Raw genomic sequence first — 16,269 nt, forward strand, 5'->3', positions numbered from 1 at the left:
TTGCTTGTGCGACGGGGCCGCTGTCATGCGGCAGGGGTTGAGCCATGGACAGAGCCAATCTTGTACTGACGACGTGGAGCTATGGCGCGGTGGGTTTTGCCTATTCGGCTTTTGCCCTTCGGCTGCTTCAGCTCGGTTACGGGCACTCCAGGCGCGAGTGGTCCGAAGTGGCAGTGCTGGCGGCCGTTTCATGGAGCGCTTTGTGGGGTTGGTTTGGGTTGGCGCTGCTATTGACCGGCTCGCCCGCGTTTTTGCTGTTGAGCACCTTGGCTGACCTGCTGCGCTATGCCTGTTGGTACGCCTTTTTCCTGATTCTGCTGCAACCCAGTCGAGCATCCGGCGCCGCGATTGGCACGGCCTGGATGGTCCCGCTGGCCGCAGTCGTGGTGGGCTTTGGACTGTTGGCACTCGCTTTCGCTGCCATGCGTATCAACGCGCTGGGCGACGCTTCAAAATTGATCTTGTTGAGCTCCATGGTGTCGTCCGTATTGGCCATGATTTTGTTGGAGCAGATATTTAGAAACGTGGCGGAAGAGGCACGCTGGAACATCAAGCCCTTGTGCCTGGGTTTGGCGGGTGCATTCTTATTCGACTTGTATTTATTTTCAGAGGCCACTTTGTTCAACCGTCTCGACGCCGATGCGCTCAGCATCCGTGGCGCCGTGCACACGCTGGTGGTGCCGCTGCTGTTGCTGTCCACCACGCGGCGAAGCGATTGGATCGCAAGTATCCGCCTGTCACCCAAGGCCGCTTTCCATTCGGCCACGTTGCTGATGGCCGGAATCTATTTGCTGTTTATATCCAGTGTCGGCTACTACGTGCGCTACTTTGGTGGCGAGTGGGGGCGGGCGCTCCAGTTGGCATTGATATTTACGGCCTTGGTGCTCCTTCTTGTGCTGGTGCTGTCGGGCTCGGTGCGTGCGCGGCTTCGGGTATTTCTGGGCAAACATTTCTTTCGTTACCGTTTTGACTACCGCGAGGAATGGCTCAAATTTACCCGTACCCTGGCGGCCAAAGACTCGCCGCAGGAGATGGGGCAGCAGGTGATCCGGGGTTTGGCAGACATGCTGGAGAGTCCAGCCGGCGGTTTGTGGATGAGGGTCAAGGGCGAAGCTGCTTTCAGCCAGACGGCGCGCTGGAATCTGGCGCAGACGCTGGAGAAAGAAGACATTAACTCGCCCCTTTGTCAGTTCTTGACGAGCAGTGGCTGGGTGGTGAATCTGGAGGAATACCGTTCCTACTCCCGGCGCTACGGCGCGCTGAAATTGCCGCGCTGGCTGCAGGACTTGGCGCAGGCTTGGCTGGTGGTGCCGCTGATGGTCGGACCGGAGTTGATCGGTTTTGTCGTGCTGGCCAGCGCGCGCACGCGGGTCGATGTGAATTGGGAGGTGATTGATCTGCTGAAAACAGCGGGTCAGCAGGCGGCCAGCTTTCTGGCCCAGATGCAGGCGACGGAAGCCCTGCTGGAAGTGCGCAAGTTTGATGCGTTTAATCGCATGTCGGCCTTTGTGGTGCATGATTTGAAAAACATTGTCACGCAGCTTTCTCTGATGCTCAAAAACGCCAAGCGCCTGGGCGATAACCCGGAATTTCAGCAAGATATGCTGTTGACCGTTGAAAACTCACTTGACCGAATGCGCCAGTTGATGCTGCAGTTGCGCGAAGGCGCGACGCCGCCAGGGACGGCATTCGGGGTCAACCTGGGTGGCATCATTCAGCGCATTGAGGCGCAGGCGGCCGGGCAGGGTAGAACGCTGGAGGTCAATCTGTCAGAGCCCGTCGTGACACGCGGTCATGAGGAGCGCCTGGAGCGGATCATCGGCCATGTGGTGCAGAACGCATTTGATGCCACCGACCCGTCCGGGCGGGTCTGGGTCAATCTGGATCGCGCGCGCGGTCAGGCCAGGATTGTGGTGGGTGATACCGGGCAGGGCATGTCGCAGGACTTCATCCGGGAGCGACTGTTCAAGCCGTTTCAGAGTACCAAGGCCTCCGGCATGGGCATTGGTGCCTATGAAAGTTTTCAGTATGTCAAAGAGCTGGGCGGCCAGATCGAGGTCGACAGCTCGCCCAATCAAGGAACGACGGTCAAGATGCTCTTACCCCTGTTTGAGGCGCAAATGACCTCCGACTTGCACGCGCTGGAGGCTGCATGACGCCGGAGACCGTACGCTCGTTGTTGATCGTCGAGGACGATCTGGCACTGCAAAAACAAATCAAGTGGTCGCTCGACCGCTTTGAATCAGTGACTGCCCATGATCGCAGTAGCGCCTTGCTGCAATTGCGCAAATGCTTGCCGGCGGTGGTCACGATGGACCTGGGGCTGCCGCCCGATGCCGACTCGGTGTCCGAAGGGCTCAAGTTGCTGGAGCAGGTGATGGCGTTTGATCCCGATATCAAGGTGATTGTCCTGACCGGACAGAACGATCAGGCCAATGCCCTGCGTGCGGTGGCCATGGGCGCCTATGATTTTTTCGCCAAACCGTTCGAGCCCGAGCTGCTCAACTTGACGGTGGAGCGCGCTTTCAGGATGTTTGAGCTGCAAAGGGAAAACCGGCGGCTGCAGGCGCTGCAGCAACCCGATGCCATGGCAGGCCTGATCACGCGTGACCCCGAAATGCTGCGCATCTGCCGCACGATTGAGAAAGTGGCAAGCAGCAATGCCACTGTCATGTTGCTGGGTGAAAGTGGCACAGGCAAAGAGGTGCTGGCGCGCGGCTTGCACCAGGCGTCACCCCGGCGGGCGGAGAAATTTGTGGCCATCAACTGTGCCGCCATTCCCGAGAACCTGCTGGAAAGCGAATTGTTTGGCTATGAAAAAGGTGCGTTCACAGGTGCCGCCAAGATGACTTTGGGCAAGATCGAAATGGCCCACGGCGGTACCTTGATGCTCGATGAGATAGGCGATTTGCCGCTGTCATTGCAGGCCAAGCTGCTGCGATTTTTGCAGGAAAGAGTGATCGAACGCGTCGGCGGCCGGCAGGAAATAGCGGTTGATGTACGCATTGTCTGTGCGACCCATCAGGACCTGGCTGCGTTGAGCAAGGACGGACGGTTTCGCGAGGACTTGTATTACCGCCTGGCTGAGATTGTGGTCAACATTCCGCCCCTGCGCGAGCGTGTGGGCGACGCCGCCTTGCTGGCACACGCTTTTGTGCGACGCTTTGCCCAAGAGCAGAACCGCTCTGCCATGACGCTGACCGAAGACGCGGTGCAGGCAGTTGAAAACCATCTGTGGCCGGGCAACATCCGTGAGCTTGAGAATTGCATCAGACGCGCCGCCATCATGGCCGATGGCAGCCAAATCGGCTGCGACGACCTGGGTCTGAAAAGTCTCCAGAACGATGAAACCGACACCTCCCTGGATTTGCGTGTGATCCGTGACGACGCCGAGAAGCGGGCGATTGTGGCGGCGCTGGGTCGCGTCAACGGCAACATGGTCAGGGCAGCTGATTTGCTTGGGGTGAGTCGCCCCACGTTGTATGACTTGATGCACCGACTTGCGTTGAAATGAGTTTTTTCTTCTTCCACTGCCTTATCAGGGTGACAAAATGAACGTCAAGAAAATACAGCCTCGGATCGCGTTGTCGGCGCTGCTGGTGTCGATGTTGCTGGCAGCTTGCAACGACAAGCCGGAGGCCATGCTCAGCTCGGCCAAAGACTACATGGCCAAGAATGACAACAAGGCGGCGGTCATTCAGATCAAGAATGCGCTGCAGAGCAACCCCGACTTGCCTGAGGCGCGCTACTTGTTGGGTAGCGCACTGCTCGACACGGGAGACCCGGCTGGCGCCGAACTGGAACTGCGCAAAGCGCTCGACCTGAAGCATCCGCAAGATGCGGTGGTGCCGCAACTGGCCAAGGCTCTGCTGGCGCAAGGGAAGGCTCGCAAAGTGACTGAGGAGTTCGCCAAGACAGAGCTCGGCGCAGCGTCGGCCAAGGCCAGTCTACAGATTTCGCTCACTTCGGCCTATGCGATGCAGGGAGAGCGCGAGCAGGCCCAGGCGAGCCTGCAGGCCGCCCTGCTGGCGGACCCGGGTTTTGCGCCGGCTTTGCTGGTGCAAGCCCGGCAAAAGGCGGGGCAGCGCGAGTTTGACCAGGCGCTTGCCTTAACCGAGGAGGTGCTTGCCAAGTCGCCTCGCAGCACGGAGGCCTGGGTATTCAAAGGCGACTTGCTGCTGCATGTCAAAAATCAGCCTGACGAGGCCTTGGCCGCTTACCGCAAAGCGCTTGAGATCAAACCCGATTTCATGCCCGCTCAGGTGTCTGTGATCACGCTGTTGCTGCAGCAAGGCAAGCTTGTCGAGACCCAACAACAAATTGAACACTTGAAAAAAACAGCGGCCCGGCATCCGCAAACCCAATTTCTGGAAGCGCAGTGGGCCTATCAAAAGAAAGATTTCAAATTGGCCCGGCAACTCCTGCAGCAGGTTTTACAGCTGGTTCCCAAGAGTGCTCAGGGCTTGCAGCTGGCGGGCCTGGTCGAACTGCAACTCAATGCCTTGCCGGCGGCGCAGGACTATTTGAGTCGGGCGGTGCAGGGCGCTCCCGAGTCATGGCTGGCGCGCCGGGCGCTGGTCATCAGCTATATGCGCGCCGGGCAAGCGGCCCAGGCCCTGAACGCCTTGTTGCCAGGTCTGAGCCAGGAACACGTTGATCCCAATTTGCTTTCCGTGGCGGGCGAGGTCTATCTGCTCAATGGGGACCTGAAAAAGGCGGAAGACTATTTTGCCAAGGCGGCCCAGCAGTCGCCCCAGGACGGCAGAAAACGGACGTCGCTGGCGCTCACCCGTTTGGTGAGCGGCGCGACAGACGGTGCTTTTGATGAGTTGCAGACCATCGCCGCGTCAGACACCGGTACCAGCGCCGACCTGGCCCTGATCAGCGTGCACTTGAAACGACAGGAATTTGACCAGGCCTTGAAAGCGATCGACGGGCTGGAGAAAAAGCAGCCGGACAAGCCGTTTGCGGCGCAGCTGCGGGCCAGAACACTGTTGGCCAAAAATGATGTGAGCGGTGCAAGAAAGAGTTTTGAGCGTGCTTTGGTGATTGACCCCCACTATTTTCCGGCCGTGGTCAGTCTGGCCGCGATCGATTTGGCTGACAAGAAGCCTGAGGCGGCAAAAAAGCGCTTTGAGGCGGTGCTGGACAAGGACCCCAAAAACGGCCAGGCCTGGTTGGCGCTGGCCGAACTCGCGTCCCGGGCGGGGGCCTCCAAAGATGAAGTCGCCAAGCTGATTGGCAGTGCGGTGGCCGCTAACCCCACGGACGTGAAGTCACGTTTGTTGCTGATCGATTTTGATCTGCGCCAGCGCGATTTCAAGGCGGCTGTTTCGGCGGCCCAGGACGGCGTGGCCACCGTGCCAGACAGCCCTGAGCTGCTCGATGCACTCGGTCGCACACAACAGGCTGCAGGCGAGCCCAACCAGGCCATTGCCAGCTACACCAAGCTGGCTGCCCTGCAGCCGCTGTCGGTGCTGCCTCATATGCGCCTGGCGGAGGTGCACCTGGCGGGTAAAAACACAGAGGCGGCGCTTGCCAGCCTGCGCCGGGCCCTCGAGATCAAGCCCGATCTGCTGGAGGCGCAGCGGGCCTTGATTGCGCTGGCGCTGGACAGCAAGAAGCCTGAGGATGCACTGACCATGGCGCGCTCGGTGCAGCAGCAACGCCCCGAAGAGGCGGCGGGCTACGCCCTGGAGGGGGACATCCATGCCTCGCAGAAGAGTTGGGACCGCGCCATCACGGTCTATCGTGGCGGGCTCAAACACGTCAAGGCGCCGGAGCTGGCGATCAAGCTGCACGCGGCTCTGGTGGCGGCGGGTCAAGGTGCGGAGGCTGACAAATTTTCCAGCAGTTGGCAGAAAGAGCAGCCGAAAGATGGCGCCTTTTTGCTTCATCTGGGTGATGCGGCGCTGGCACGCAAGGACTATGCAAGCGCCGAGAAGAATTATGCGGCAGTGGTCAAGCTGCAGCCCAATAGCGCACTGGCCTACAACAACCTGGCCTGGGTGAGCGGAAAACTCAACAAGGAGGGCGCCGTGGGCTTTGCCGAGAAGGCCAATGCCCTGGCACCCAACCAGCCCGCTTTCATGGACACGCTGGCGGTCTTGCTGTCAGACAAAGGTGAGTACGCCAAAGCGGTCGCGCTTCAGAACAAGGCCCTGGCGCTGCAGCCGCAGAACGCCTTGTTCAAACTCAATCTGGCGAAAATTCATATCAAAGGCGGAAAAAAAGATCTGGCCAGGAAAGAACTCGATGGCTTGACTCAACTGGGCGACAAGTTCCCGGCGCAGAGTGAGGTTGCAACCCTCCTGACAGGTTTGTAGTGCTGTCGATTGTTTTTACACTGATGAATCCAATGTTCGTTTTTGAAGCTAAATATCGAATTAAATCAACGATCTAATTCGTACGGCATGAAATTTGCATTATCCAGGGCGAGTGGAAGCTATTGGAATTGAAACCGGCCGGTGAGGTATGTTACGAGTGAGGCTAGTTTATGAATCAAATCAACAAGCAGACAGACATGGGGGGCAAAGTGGCTGCAGGCGCCGAAGGGGAGACGCGTCCGCTTGCATCGCCGTCCCGGCGTCGGCTCATCAAACTGGGGGCTTCAGCCGTGCCGGTGCTGGCCACCTTAAGCAGCCAGTCAGCGCTTGCTGGGCAATGCATTTCTACGTCTGCTTGGGGCTCAGCGCAAATCAGCAACAGTGCGAGCGAAGCGGCCAGGCACGCTAGCCACGCCGTTGAGGTTACAACGGGCTACACAATATCGGCCTGGAATTCGACTGACAGCACGAATGCGGCATGGACGGCGTTTACGAGCGTTTTTGGAAGCAGCCCGGCCGCGAATGCGCTCACCTTCTCAGATCTGTCTACAAAACTTGGCACCGTCTATACGCCCTATTTTTGGAATCCGTCATCTTTGGGGTTTGCCCCGTCGGACCTGGTCATGGGCCACCTGACGAACGATGACAAGGGTTACTTCCTGGTCGCCCAACTGAACTACGCGGTTGGGGCCAAGCCGCCCACCGCGTGCGTGACCGATGCCAATTGGCAGGCGATCGTGGCTGGAACGTATCCAGTAGGCAACCCGTGGACAGTGTTTCAAATTCGAACATACTTGGAGAATAACTACATTGTCCAAGCGTGACGGACTGGGCAGCACCTTGGCCCATCCTTTCATTGAACGCACCGACTTGGCTTTGTGGTCGACAGTTTCACCCGCCAGGTTGAGCTTCGCATCATGGGACGATGATGATCTGGCGGTGGTCTACGACAAGGTGACTGGCGACACGCATTTGATTGAGTCTTCGGCCATTGAAATTCTCCGGGTGATTGAAAAATATCCCGCTTCTTCAGAAGCGATTGCACAAGAGTTGGCTGAGCTCTTCTCGGCAGACGATCAGGATAAATTGCCGCAGTTCATTTCAGCAACTTTGCTACAGTTGCGCGATCTTGGACTCGTTACCGACACCCCTGTTTGAAAATCTCTGAAGTTCCTTTGGCAGAGTTGGCTCGCCTGTTGCGTTGTGGCGACCTGTTGTTGCGCCTGACACCCTTTGTGGCGCGGGTGGCGAGCGATGTGCCTTCCCTGGCCCAGGACATCGCCCTCATGTACGCAGACTTTGCCATCTGCCCGCCAGATGGGTTTGCTGATTTCCATGTTCAAGTCTGGCGCGACTCGGGTGTTCGACGCTGGTTCAAGCCCCAGGCGCGGTTTTCTTTCGATGGGCAACCTTCTTTTACCGGCCTGCCGGTCGCGCAGGCGTTTGCCATGCTGGAGTGGGGGCTGAACTGGTGCGTCGCAGCGCACAGCCACCAGTATCTGGTCATCCATGCCGCGGTCATTGAGAAAGACGGCAAGGCGGTGGTGTTGCCAGCGCCACCGGGGTCGGGCAAAAGCACGCTGTGCGCTGGCTTGGTCATGAAGGGGTGGCGCCTGCTTTCAGATGAGCTGGCGCTGTATGAGCTGCAAACTGGCTTGATTTACGGTATGGCGCGCCCCATCAGCCTGAAAAATAAATCGATCGACATCATCCAGCATCTGGCTCCCGATGCCGTCATGACGGCGCCCGTTCCAGACACCACCAAAGGAACGATTGCCTTGCTGCGTCCGTCTGTGTCCAGCGTGATGCGGGTCAAAGAGCCGGTGCAAGTTACATGGATCGTCCTGCCCAACTACGTGCCTGGCTCGCCGCCTATCCTGGCCCCTCACAGCCGGGCACGCACCTTCATGTTGCTTGCCGAGCAATCTTTTAACTATGACATTCAGGGGCAAAGTGGTTTTGACGCAATAACAGCCCTGGTCGGCAGGACCCGGTGTTATCAATTCACCTACAGCAGCCTCGATGACGCCCAGCGGGTTTTTGACAATTTGCTGCAGGGGCAGGTTGGATGATACCGCCGCGTGATTTGATTGTGACCGCCTTGCTCACGCCGGCGGCGATGACCCGGTTCTCAGGTCAGCAATGGGATCTGCTCATTCGACAAGCGCGCCGCACGAAACTGCTGGCTCGTCTGGCGCATACGCTGGAGCGCGCTGGCTTGCTGAAAACAGTGCCAATGGCACCACGCCTGCATCTGACTTCTGCATTGAAACTGGCGAGCAGGCAAGATAGATCCCTGCGTTGGGAGGTCGCCTGTATTTGCAAAGAGCTCGCCGATGCCGGCGTTCGGGTGACGCTGCTCAAAGGTGCGGCCTACGCCATGGCCAAGCTTGCGGCCGCGAACGGGCGAAGTTTCTCCGATATTGACATCCTTGTACCGAAGGCGCAATTGCTTCATGTCGAGAGCGAGTTGATGCTGCATGGCTGGCAGGGCGGGCACCACGATGCGTATGACCAGCGCTATTACCGTCGGTGGATGCATGAAATTCCCCCGCTGCGCCACGTGCGCCGCGGGACCACCCTTGACGTGCATCACACCATCCTGCCCGAAACCGCCCGAGTCAAGATCAATACACCCGCGCTGCTGGCGGCCGTGGTGCCACTGCACGGCCACACAAACCTGTACGTCTTGCAGCCGGTGGATATGCTGCTTCATAGCGCAACTCACCTTTTCCATGAGGGGGACTTCGAAAAAGGACTACGTGACCTGTTCGACCTGGATAGCCTGCTTCGACAGTTGGGAGCCGCACCTGGTTTTTGGGAGCAGCTTGTACCGCGCGCAGTGACGCTGGGTTTGACACGACCTCTTTATTACGCGCTGAGGTACACCACGTTGATGCTGGATACCCCGGTGCCCCCGCATGTCCTCGAAGCGGCCCAAATTGGCAAGCCCCCGGCGTTGGTCGCAGGATTGATGGATGCCTGCTATGTGCGAGCGCTGCGACCCGTGCATGTCAGTACCAATTCCCCCGCGACTTGGGTCGCACGGTTTGCACTGTATGTTCGATCACACTGGATCCGGATGCCCTTTTATCTGCTGGCATACCATCTGGGGCGCAAGGCGCTGATTCGCCCCAAATTGCAGGACGACGAGAAACCGGTTGTCAAAGTTGACCTGAAAGCTTGATGGTTTGCCCTCTTCATGGGTATAAGTGTGGCGGGCAAATCGCGTCCCTTGAATTGAATTCATGGAGGGTGAAAGATGAGATCCAGTCTATTTTTTGTTGTGCTTGCCGCCATTTTTTGTGCCGGACCGGTCAAAGCCGACATGCCCGGCGCGATCGCCAAAGTCAAGCCCTCGGTGCTCATTGTGGGCACCTACAAGAACACCGACAATCCGCGATTTTCCCTGCGCGGAACCGGTTTTGTCGTGGCCAATGGAAACCTGGGCAGCAGCAACCTGGCCATCACCAACGCCCATGTGCTGCAGCAACCGGGAAAAGAAGATGTGGAGGCGGCGCTGGTCGTCCATGTCAAGGTCGGTGAAAAAGACTGGCAGATGCGCCCGGCTGCCGTGCTTGAAGTGGACAGAATCCATGACCTGGTCTTGTTGCGGTTTGAGGGCCCGGCGGCACCGGCGCTGCGGGTGGGCGACTCGGGCGCGGTCCAGGAGGGGCAGGCGATTGCCTTCACGGGCTTCCCGATTGGGGGGGCTCTGGGTTTCTCACCGGTCACGCACCGCGGCATGGTGTCTTCCATCGCCCTGGCTGCTTTGCCCACCGCTTCAGCGCGGCAACTGAATGAAAACGTGATACGCAGCTTGCGCGGTGGCCCGAGTTTCAATATTTTTCAGCTCGATGGCACGGCTTACCCCGGCAACAGCGGCGGGCCCGTATTTGACCCGGACACCGGTGAGGTGCTTGGCATCATCAACATGGTGTTCATCAAAGGCACGCGGGAATCAGCACTGACGAACCCGTCGGGTATCAGCTACGCCATACCTTCCAGCCATATTCTGCCTCTGCTGCAACGCCGGCAGAACAACTGAGTCCCCAGGTCATTCCTGAAGGGGCTCTCAGCGGCCGTACACATCCTCAAAGCGCACGATATCGTCTTCACCCAGGTACGAGCCGGATTGCACCTCAATCATCTCCAGCGCCACCCGGCCGGGGTTTTCCAGCCGGTGCGTGGTACCCAGCGGGATGAAGGTGGACTGGTTTTCAGACAACAAAAATGCCTTTTCGCCGCAAGTGACCCTGGCCGTGCCGCTGACCACAATCCAGTGTTCGGCGCGGTGGTGGTGCATCTGCAATGACAGCGTGCCGCCCGGCTTGACCACAATGCGCTTGACCTGAAAGCGATCCCCCGCATCGACGCCGTCGTACCAGCCCCAGGGTCGAAATACCTTGCGGTGGATGATGCCCTCGGAGCGGCCCTGCTGCTTGAGGCGATCGACGATTTTCTTCACGTCCTGCGTCTTGTCTTTGTGCGCGACCAGAATGGCATCGGCCGTTTCCACCACCACCAGATCGCTCACGCCAACGCAGGCGATCAGGCGTCCCTCGGACAGCGCCAGTGTGTTCTCGCAATCCTGCAGCAGCACATCGCCCTGGCTGACGTTGCCGGAAGCATCTTTGGGCAGCACCTGCCACAAGGCATCCCAGGCACCGACGTCCGACCAGCCGGCGCTCAAGGGAAGCACGACCCCGATCGGCAACACGGGCGCATCAACGTCAGACTTGGCCGAGCCTGCCGCAATCCGCTCCATCACCGCGTAATCGATCGAGTCGCTTGGGCACTGGGCAAAAGCCTCCTTGCCGACGCGCACAAATTCGCCATCGGTTGAGCCCTGCCGCCACGCGTTTTCGCAGGCCGCCAGAATGTCGGGGCGGCAGGCTTTCATGGCGGACAGCCAGACCGAGGCGCGCAGCATGAACAGGCCACTGTTCCACAGGTAGGAGCCCGCTGCCAGGTAGCCTTGCGCGGTGGCCAGGTCGGGCTTCTCGACAAAGCGGGCCATCAGGCGGGCGTTGGCCTCTAGCGTGCCTGATGGCCCGGCGTAAGCGGCGCCGGACTGGATGTAGCCGTAGCCGGTCTCCGGCGCATCGGGCGTGATGCCAAAGGTGACCACCGCGCCATCAAACGCGAGCCGCGCGCCCTGGCTGACCACGCTTTGAAACGCGGCGATGTCGGTGATGACGTGGTCGGCCGGCATCACCAGTAAGACCGGGTCTGCATCGTTTTTAATAGCAGCTAACGCAGACAAGGTAAGGGCTGGCGCCGTATTTCGTCCACAAGGCTCGAGCACGATAGTGCCCGGCTTGCCGAGCAGGCGCAGTTGCTCGGCAATGACAAAGCGGTATTCCTCGTTGCACACCACCATCGGTGGTGCCATATCAAGGTTCGCAATGCCTTCGACGCGGCGCACGGTGGCCTGCAAGAGCGAGTCAGTGCCCATCAGCGGCAGCAACTGCTTGGGGTATTTCTCGCGCGACAGCGGCCACAGGCGCGTGCCCGAGCCACCGGAGAGAACAACGGGTTGGATCAATAGAGTGGGTGTCATGTCAAGGTCAAAATTGGGTTGCAGGGCGGTGGCGATCAGGCGCGGGCATCACCCCAGCGCAACTGTGACGTGTCGTCGCCGCGGTACAAGGTCTCGCCGTGGCGATCAACGCAGTAGTCGGGCGAGACAATCATTTCGGTAAAGCGCATGTCGGCCGCGATGCGGGTGTATTCAAACAAGATGCTGCGCACCAACTTGGCGCCGGTGCGAATGTGGCAACCGTGGCCGATCCAGGCCGGCCCGGTGATGGTGACGCCGGGCTCGATGCGCACGCTGGCGCCGATATAGACCGGGCCTTCAATCGTGACCTCGTCCCAGGCAATATTGGTGTTGAGCCCGACCCAGATGCCAGGTTTGACTTCGCGCCCGGGCATTTTCATCTGCTCCACTTCACCGCGCAGCACGCGCTGCAACACCGACCAGTAGTCACTGACCCGGCCAATGTCGATCCAGTTAAAGGGCCGGTTCTGGACATAAAACGGCAGCTTCTGCTCCACCAGTTGCGGAAACAACTGCGAGCCGATGTCATAAATCGTGTTGGGGGGCACCAGTTTGAGCACCTCGGGTTCAAAAATATAGATACCGGTGCTGGCCAGCGTGGATTTGGCCTCGGCTGGTGCGGGCTTTTCCTGAAAGGCTTCAATGCGCCCGTCCGGTCCTGCCACCACTATGCCGTACGCCTGCACTTCGGCCAGCGGTACATCGAGTGCGACGACGCTGGCGATGGCACCTTTGGCCTTGTGTTCAGCAATGGCCGCCGTGATGTCGAGGTCAATCAAGGCATCGGCGCACAGCACCAGCGTGGTCTGATCAAAAAAGCCGCCGAAGTCCTGGATCCGCCGCATGCCGCCGGCTGAGCCCATGGGACGGGGCAGGATGTCGCCGTGGTCACGCACGCCCTCGTAGGCATAGCCAATCTCCACGCCCCAACGACTGCCATCACCAAAATATTCTTCAATTTTCTGGTGGTTCCAGGCGACGTTGACCATGATCTCGGTGATGCCGTGGCGGGCCAGATGCTCAATCAGGTACTCCATCACCGGTTTGCCCAGAATCGGCACCATGGGCTTGGGCAGGTCCAGGGTCAGGGGGCGCACGCGGGTGCCTTGGCCGGCCGCCAGAATCATGCCTTTGGTTATATTTTTCCTGTTCTTTTTCGGTTTCATATCTTTTTCCCTTAATGGTTGCAATTCAGGCCTGCGCATAGCCCTTGGGGTTGCTGCTTTGCCAGCGCCAGGTGTCGGTACACATGGCATCGATCCCGCGCTGCGCGCGCCAGCCCAGCAGCGACAGAGCCAGCCCCGGATCAGCGTAACAAGCCGCAATATCACCGGCGCGGCGCGGCGCAATTTTGTAGGGCACGGGCTTGCCGCTGGCCAGTTCAAACGCGCGCACCATGTCCAGCACGCTGAAGCCAACACCGGTGCCGAGATTGATGGCCCGGCACTCGGTGTGCTGTTGCAGCCGCTCCAGCGCCTTGAGGTGGCCCAGCGCCAGATCGACCACATGGATGTAATCGCGCACGCCGGTGCCGTCCGCCGTGGCGTAGTCGTCGCCCCACACGTTCAGGAACTCGCGTCGCCCGACAGCGACCTGGGCCACAAACGGCAGCAGGTTGTTGGGCATGCCCTGCGGATCTTCACCGATCAGGCCGCTGGTGTGCGCACCGACCGGGTTGAAGTAGCGCAGCAGGCTCAAGCGCCAGCTGGGGTCGCTGTGGTACAGGTCGCGCAGCATGTTTTCGATCACCAGCTTGGTCTGGCCATACGGGTTGGTGCTTGAGAGCGGATGGTCTTCGGTCAATGGCAGGCGCTGCGGGTCACCATAAACCGTGGCTGATGAGCTGAACACCAGCGTCTTGACGCCACACTCAAGCATCGCTTCCAGCAGGCGCAGCGTCCCGACCACGTTGTTGTCGTAATAGGCCAGCGGCTGCTGCACCGACTCGCCGACGGCCTTGAGACCGGCGAAATGGATCACGGCGCTTGCGCCGCTCTGCGCCAAGGCCGCGACCAGCGCGGCGCGGTCACGAATGTCGCCCTGCACCAGCTTGGGCTGGCGGCCGGTAATGCGCTGCACCCGCGCCAGCGCTTCGGGCTGGCTGTTGCAGAAGTTGTCAAACACGGTGACGTCATGGCCCGCATCGAGCAACTCGACGCAGGTGTGGGAGCCGATATAACCGGCACCGCCGGTGACAAAAATCATGGACATGGGATGTTTTGGCGTGAGTGCATTGCGCCGCAGGGTCAGTTCAGGGTTTCCGCCAGCATGCGCGCCACGCCTTGCTGCCAGGGGGGCAGGACCAGCCCGAAAGCGGCCTGCAGTTTGAGCGTGTCCAGGCGCGAATTCAATGGTCGGCGCGCCGGGGTCGGGTAGCTGGCAGTCGCGGTGGGCAACACTTGATCCGGCCCGGCCTTGAGTTGGCAGCCCAGCGCTTGCGCCTGACCCAGCACGTAGCGGGCGTAGCCGTACCAACTGGTCTCGCCGCCGGCTACGCAGTGGTACAGGCCGGCCAGCTCGGGCGCCCGCATGGCCTTGGCCAGTGCATGCGCCGTTACGTCGGCCAGCAGTTCGGCCGACGTCGGCGCGCCGATCTGGTCGTCGATCACGGTCAGCGTGTCGCGCTCGCCGGCCAGGCGCAGCATGGTCTTGGCAAAGTTGCCACCGCGGGCGGCGTAGACCCAGCTGGTGCGGAAAATCAGATGCTTGGCACAGGCGCTGACAAGGTGTTCGCCTTCGAGCTTGGTCTTGCCATAGACGCTCAAGGGGCCGGTGGCGTCGCCCTCGCGCCAGGCTTGCTGGCCGCTGCCATCAAACACATAGTCGGTCGAATAATGCAGCAGCCAGGCGCCCAGCTTCTGCGCCTCGGCGGCCAGCACGCCGGGGGCCAGCGCGTTCAGGGCGCGGGCCCGTTCGGGCTCGGCCTCGGCTTTGTCCACGGCGGTGTGCGCAGCGGCGTTCACGATCACGTCGGGTTTGACACGGCGGATCGTCTCGGCCAGCCCGGGCAGATGGCTGAAGTCGCCGCACAAGCCGTCCGGGTTGTGGGATGCGTCAGAGCCCAGCGCCACCAACTCGCCCAGCACCGACAGACTGCGCTGCAGCTCCCAGCCGACCTGGCCGCCACGGCCAAAAAGGAGAATCTTCATGACGTAAAACTTTGCATTGAAATCCTGGCTTACTATAAATTTAGTAGCAATATAACGAAGTGTTACGGGGGCTGGAGGCCTAAAAGATACAAATCAATTAAGCATCAATGGCCATACTGCTTGGCCACCCAATCGCGGTAGCCGCCGCTTTGCACATTGGCGACCCAATCGGGGTGGTCCAGGTACCACTGCACGGTTTTGCGGATGCCGCTCTCGAAGGTCTCGGCCGGTTTCCAGCCCAGTTCCTGTTCGATCTTGCGGGCGTTGATGGCGTAGCGCCGGTCGTGACCGGGGCGGTCGGTGACATAGGTAATTTGATCTTTATAAGGCTTGCCGTCGGCACGCGGTTTGAGTTCGTCGAGCAGGGCGCAGACGATGTGCACGATGTCGAGGTTGGGCTTTTCGTTCCAGCCGCCAACGTTGTAGACCTCGCCCACCCGGCCTGCTTCGAGCACGCGGCGGATCGCGCTGCAATGGTCCTTGACATACAGCCAGTCGCGAATCTGCTGGCCGTCGCCATACACCGGCAGCGGCTTGCCGGCCTGCGCGTTGATGATCATCAGCGGGATCAACTTCTCGGGGAAGTGAAACGGTCCGTAGTTGTTGGAGCAATTGGTGGTCAGCACCGGCAGGCCGTAGGTGTGGTGGTAGGCGCGCACCAGGTGGTCGCTGGCCGCTTTGGAGGCTGAATACGGGCTGTTGGGTTCGTAGCGGTGGGTCTCGGTAAAAGCGGGTTCGGTTTTGGACAGCGAGCCATAGACCTCATCGGTGGAGACGTGCAGCAGCCGGAAGGCGGCCTTGGGTGCAGCGTCCAGCGTGCTCCAGAAGGCCCGCACCGCCTCCAACAGGTTGAAGGTGCCCACGATGTTGGTCTGGATGAACTCACCCGGCCCGAGGATGGAGCGATCCACATGCGACTCGGCGGCAAAGTTCACCACCGCACGCGGCTGGTACTGCGCCAGCAAGCCCGCCACCAGCGCGGTGTCGCCAATGTCGCCTTGCACAAACACATGGCGCGCATCGCCCGCCAGTGAGGCCAGGTTTTGCAGATTGCCCGCGTAGGTGAGCTTGTCGAGGTTAATGACCTGCTCGTCGGATTTGTCCAACCAGTCGAGCACGAAGTTGCTGCCAATGAAACCGGCGCCGCCGGTGACAAGAATCGTCATGTTGTCTGTACCCCTGAAAACTTGAAAAAACCGCTTCAATTATCGCCATTGCGAGCCATGCTGAC

The 16,269-nt window shown here is 60.0% G+C and carries 13 protein-coding genes; 8 read left to right on the forward strand and 5 right to left on the reverse strand.

All coding sequences use genetic code 11. The annotated features are described in order from the left end of the window. Positions 1 to 44: 44 nt before the first annotated feature. The 8 genes from prsK to RFER_RS03535 all read left to right on the forward strand — a co-directional run bounded on the left by prsK (position 45) and on the right by RFER_RS03535 (position 10,374). On the forward strand, positions 45 to 2,156 hold the full coding sequence (prsK, locus tag RFER_RS03500; RefSeq protein WP_011463027.1) for an XrtA/PEP-CTERM system histidine kinase PrsK: 2,112 nt from the start codon (positions 45 to 47) through the stop codon (positions 2,154 to 2,156). After that, entirely contained in the window at positions 2,153 to 3,514 is a 1,362-nt protein-coding gene (prsR, locus tag RFER_RS03505; protein ID WP_011463028.1) for a PEP-CTERM-box response regulator transcription factor, read from the forward strand. Before prsK ends, prsR begins: the two co-directional genes overlap by 4 nt. 37 nt (positions 3,515 to 3,551) lie before the next feature. Beyond that, complete coding sequence (gene prsT / locus RFER_RS03510; RefSeq protein ID WP_011463029.1) at positions 3,552 to 6,326, forward strand: XrtA/PEP-CTERM system TPR-repeat protein PrsT; 2,775 nt, start codon at positions 3,552 to 3,554, stop codon at positions 6,324 to 6,326. A gap of 170 nt (positions 6,327 to 6,496) precedes the next feature. Next, a complete protein-coding gene (locus tag RFER_RS03515; RefSeq protein WP_011463030.1) occupies positions 6,497 to 7,150 on the forward strand; it encodes a hypothetical protein in 654 nt (217 codons plus the stop codon). Then, positions 7,137 to 7,484, forward strand: a complete 348-nt coding sequence (locus RFER_RS03520) for an HPr-rel-A system PqqD family peptide chaperone (protein ID WP_011463031.1) — start codon at positions 7,137 to 7,139, stop codon at positions 7,482 to 7,484. The genes RFER_RS03515 and RFER_RS03520 overlap by 14 nt, the downstream gene beginning before the upstream one ends. Beyond that, positions 7,481 to 8,398 carry an HprK-related kinase A gene (locus RFER_RS03525; protein ID WP_011463032.1) on the forward strand — a complete coding sequence of 306 codons (918 nt, stop codon included), beginning with the start codon at positions 7,481 to 7,483 and terminating at the stop codon, positions 8,396 to 8,398. Before RFER_RS03520 ends, RFER_RS03525 begins: the two co-directional genes overlap by 4 nt. After that, complete coding sequence (locus RFER_RS03530) at positions 8,395 to 9,513, forward strand: nucleotidyltransferase domain-containing protein (protein WP_011463033.1); 1,119 nt, start codon at positions 8,395 to 8,397, stop codon at positions 9,511 to 9,513. Before RFER_RS03525 ends, RFER_RS03530 begins: the two co-directional genes overlap by 4 nt. A gap of 75 nt (positions 9,514 to 9,588) precedes the next feature. Further along, positions 9,589 to 10,374 carry a S1 family peptidase gene (locus RFER_RS03535; RefSeq protein ID WP_011463034.1) on the forward strand — a complete coding sequence of 262 codons (786 nt, stop codon included), beginning with the start codon at positions 9,589 to 9,591 and terminating at the stop codon, positions 10,372 to 10,374. A gap of 27 nt (positions 10,375 to 10,401) precedes the next feature. Here RFER_RS03535 and RFER_RS03540 read toward each other — a convergent pair whose 3' ends face one another. From RFER_RS03540 to rfbB, 5 genes are all read right to left on the reverse strand, one after another. Next, positions 10,402 to 11,889: a mannose-1-phosphate guanylyltransferase/mannose-6-phosphate isomerase gene (locus tag RFER_RS03540; protein ID WP_011463035.1), complete on the reverse strand. Its 1,488-nt coding sequence runs from the start codon at positions 11,887 to 11,889 to the stop codon at positions 10,402 to 10,404. A gap of 35 nt (positions 11,890 to 11,924) precedes the next feature. Continuing rightward, positions 11,925 to 13,055 carry a sugar phosphate nucleotidyltransferase gene (locus RFER_RS03545; protein ID WP_011463036.1) on the reverse strand — a complete coding sequence of 377 codons (1,131 nt, stop codon included), beginning with the start codon at positions 13,053 to 13,055 and terminating at the stop codon, positions 11,925 to 11,927. 25 nt (positions 13,056 to 13,080) lie between these two features. Next, on the reverse strand, positions 13,081 to 14,100 hold the full coding sequence (gene galE / locus RFER_RS03550; RefSeq protein ID WP_011463037.1) for a UDP-glucose 4-epimerase GalE: 1,020 nt from the start codon (positions 14,098 to 14,100) through the stop codon (positions 13,081 to 13,083). Between the two features lie 35 nt (positions 14,101 to 14,135). Next, positions 14,136 to 15,038 carry a dTDP-4-dehydrorhamnose reductase gene (gene rfbD, locus RFER_RS03555; RefSeq protein ID WP_011463038.1) on the reverse strand — a complete coding sequence of 301 codons (903 nt, stop codon included), beginning with the start codon at positions 15,036 to 15,038 and terminating at the stop codon, positions 14,136 to 14,138. A 104-nt stretch (positions 15,039 to 15,142) separates the two neighbouring features. Beyond that, a complete protein-coding gene (gene rfbB, locus RFER_RS03560; RefSeq protein WP_011463039.1) occupies positions 15,143 to 16,204 on the reverse strand; it encodes a dTDP-glucose 4,6-dehydratase in 1,062 nt (353 codons plus the stop codon). Between the last annotated feature and the right edge of the window lie 65 nt (positions 16,205 to 16,269).

The sequence above is a fragment of the Rhodoferax ferrireducens T118 genome, from assembly GCF_000013605.1.
Classification (GTDB): domain Bacteria; phylum Pseudomonadota; class Gammaproteobacteria; order Burkholderiales; family Burkholderiaceae_C; genus Rhodoferax; species Rhodoferax ferrireducens.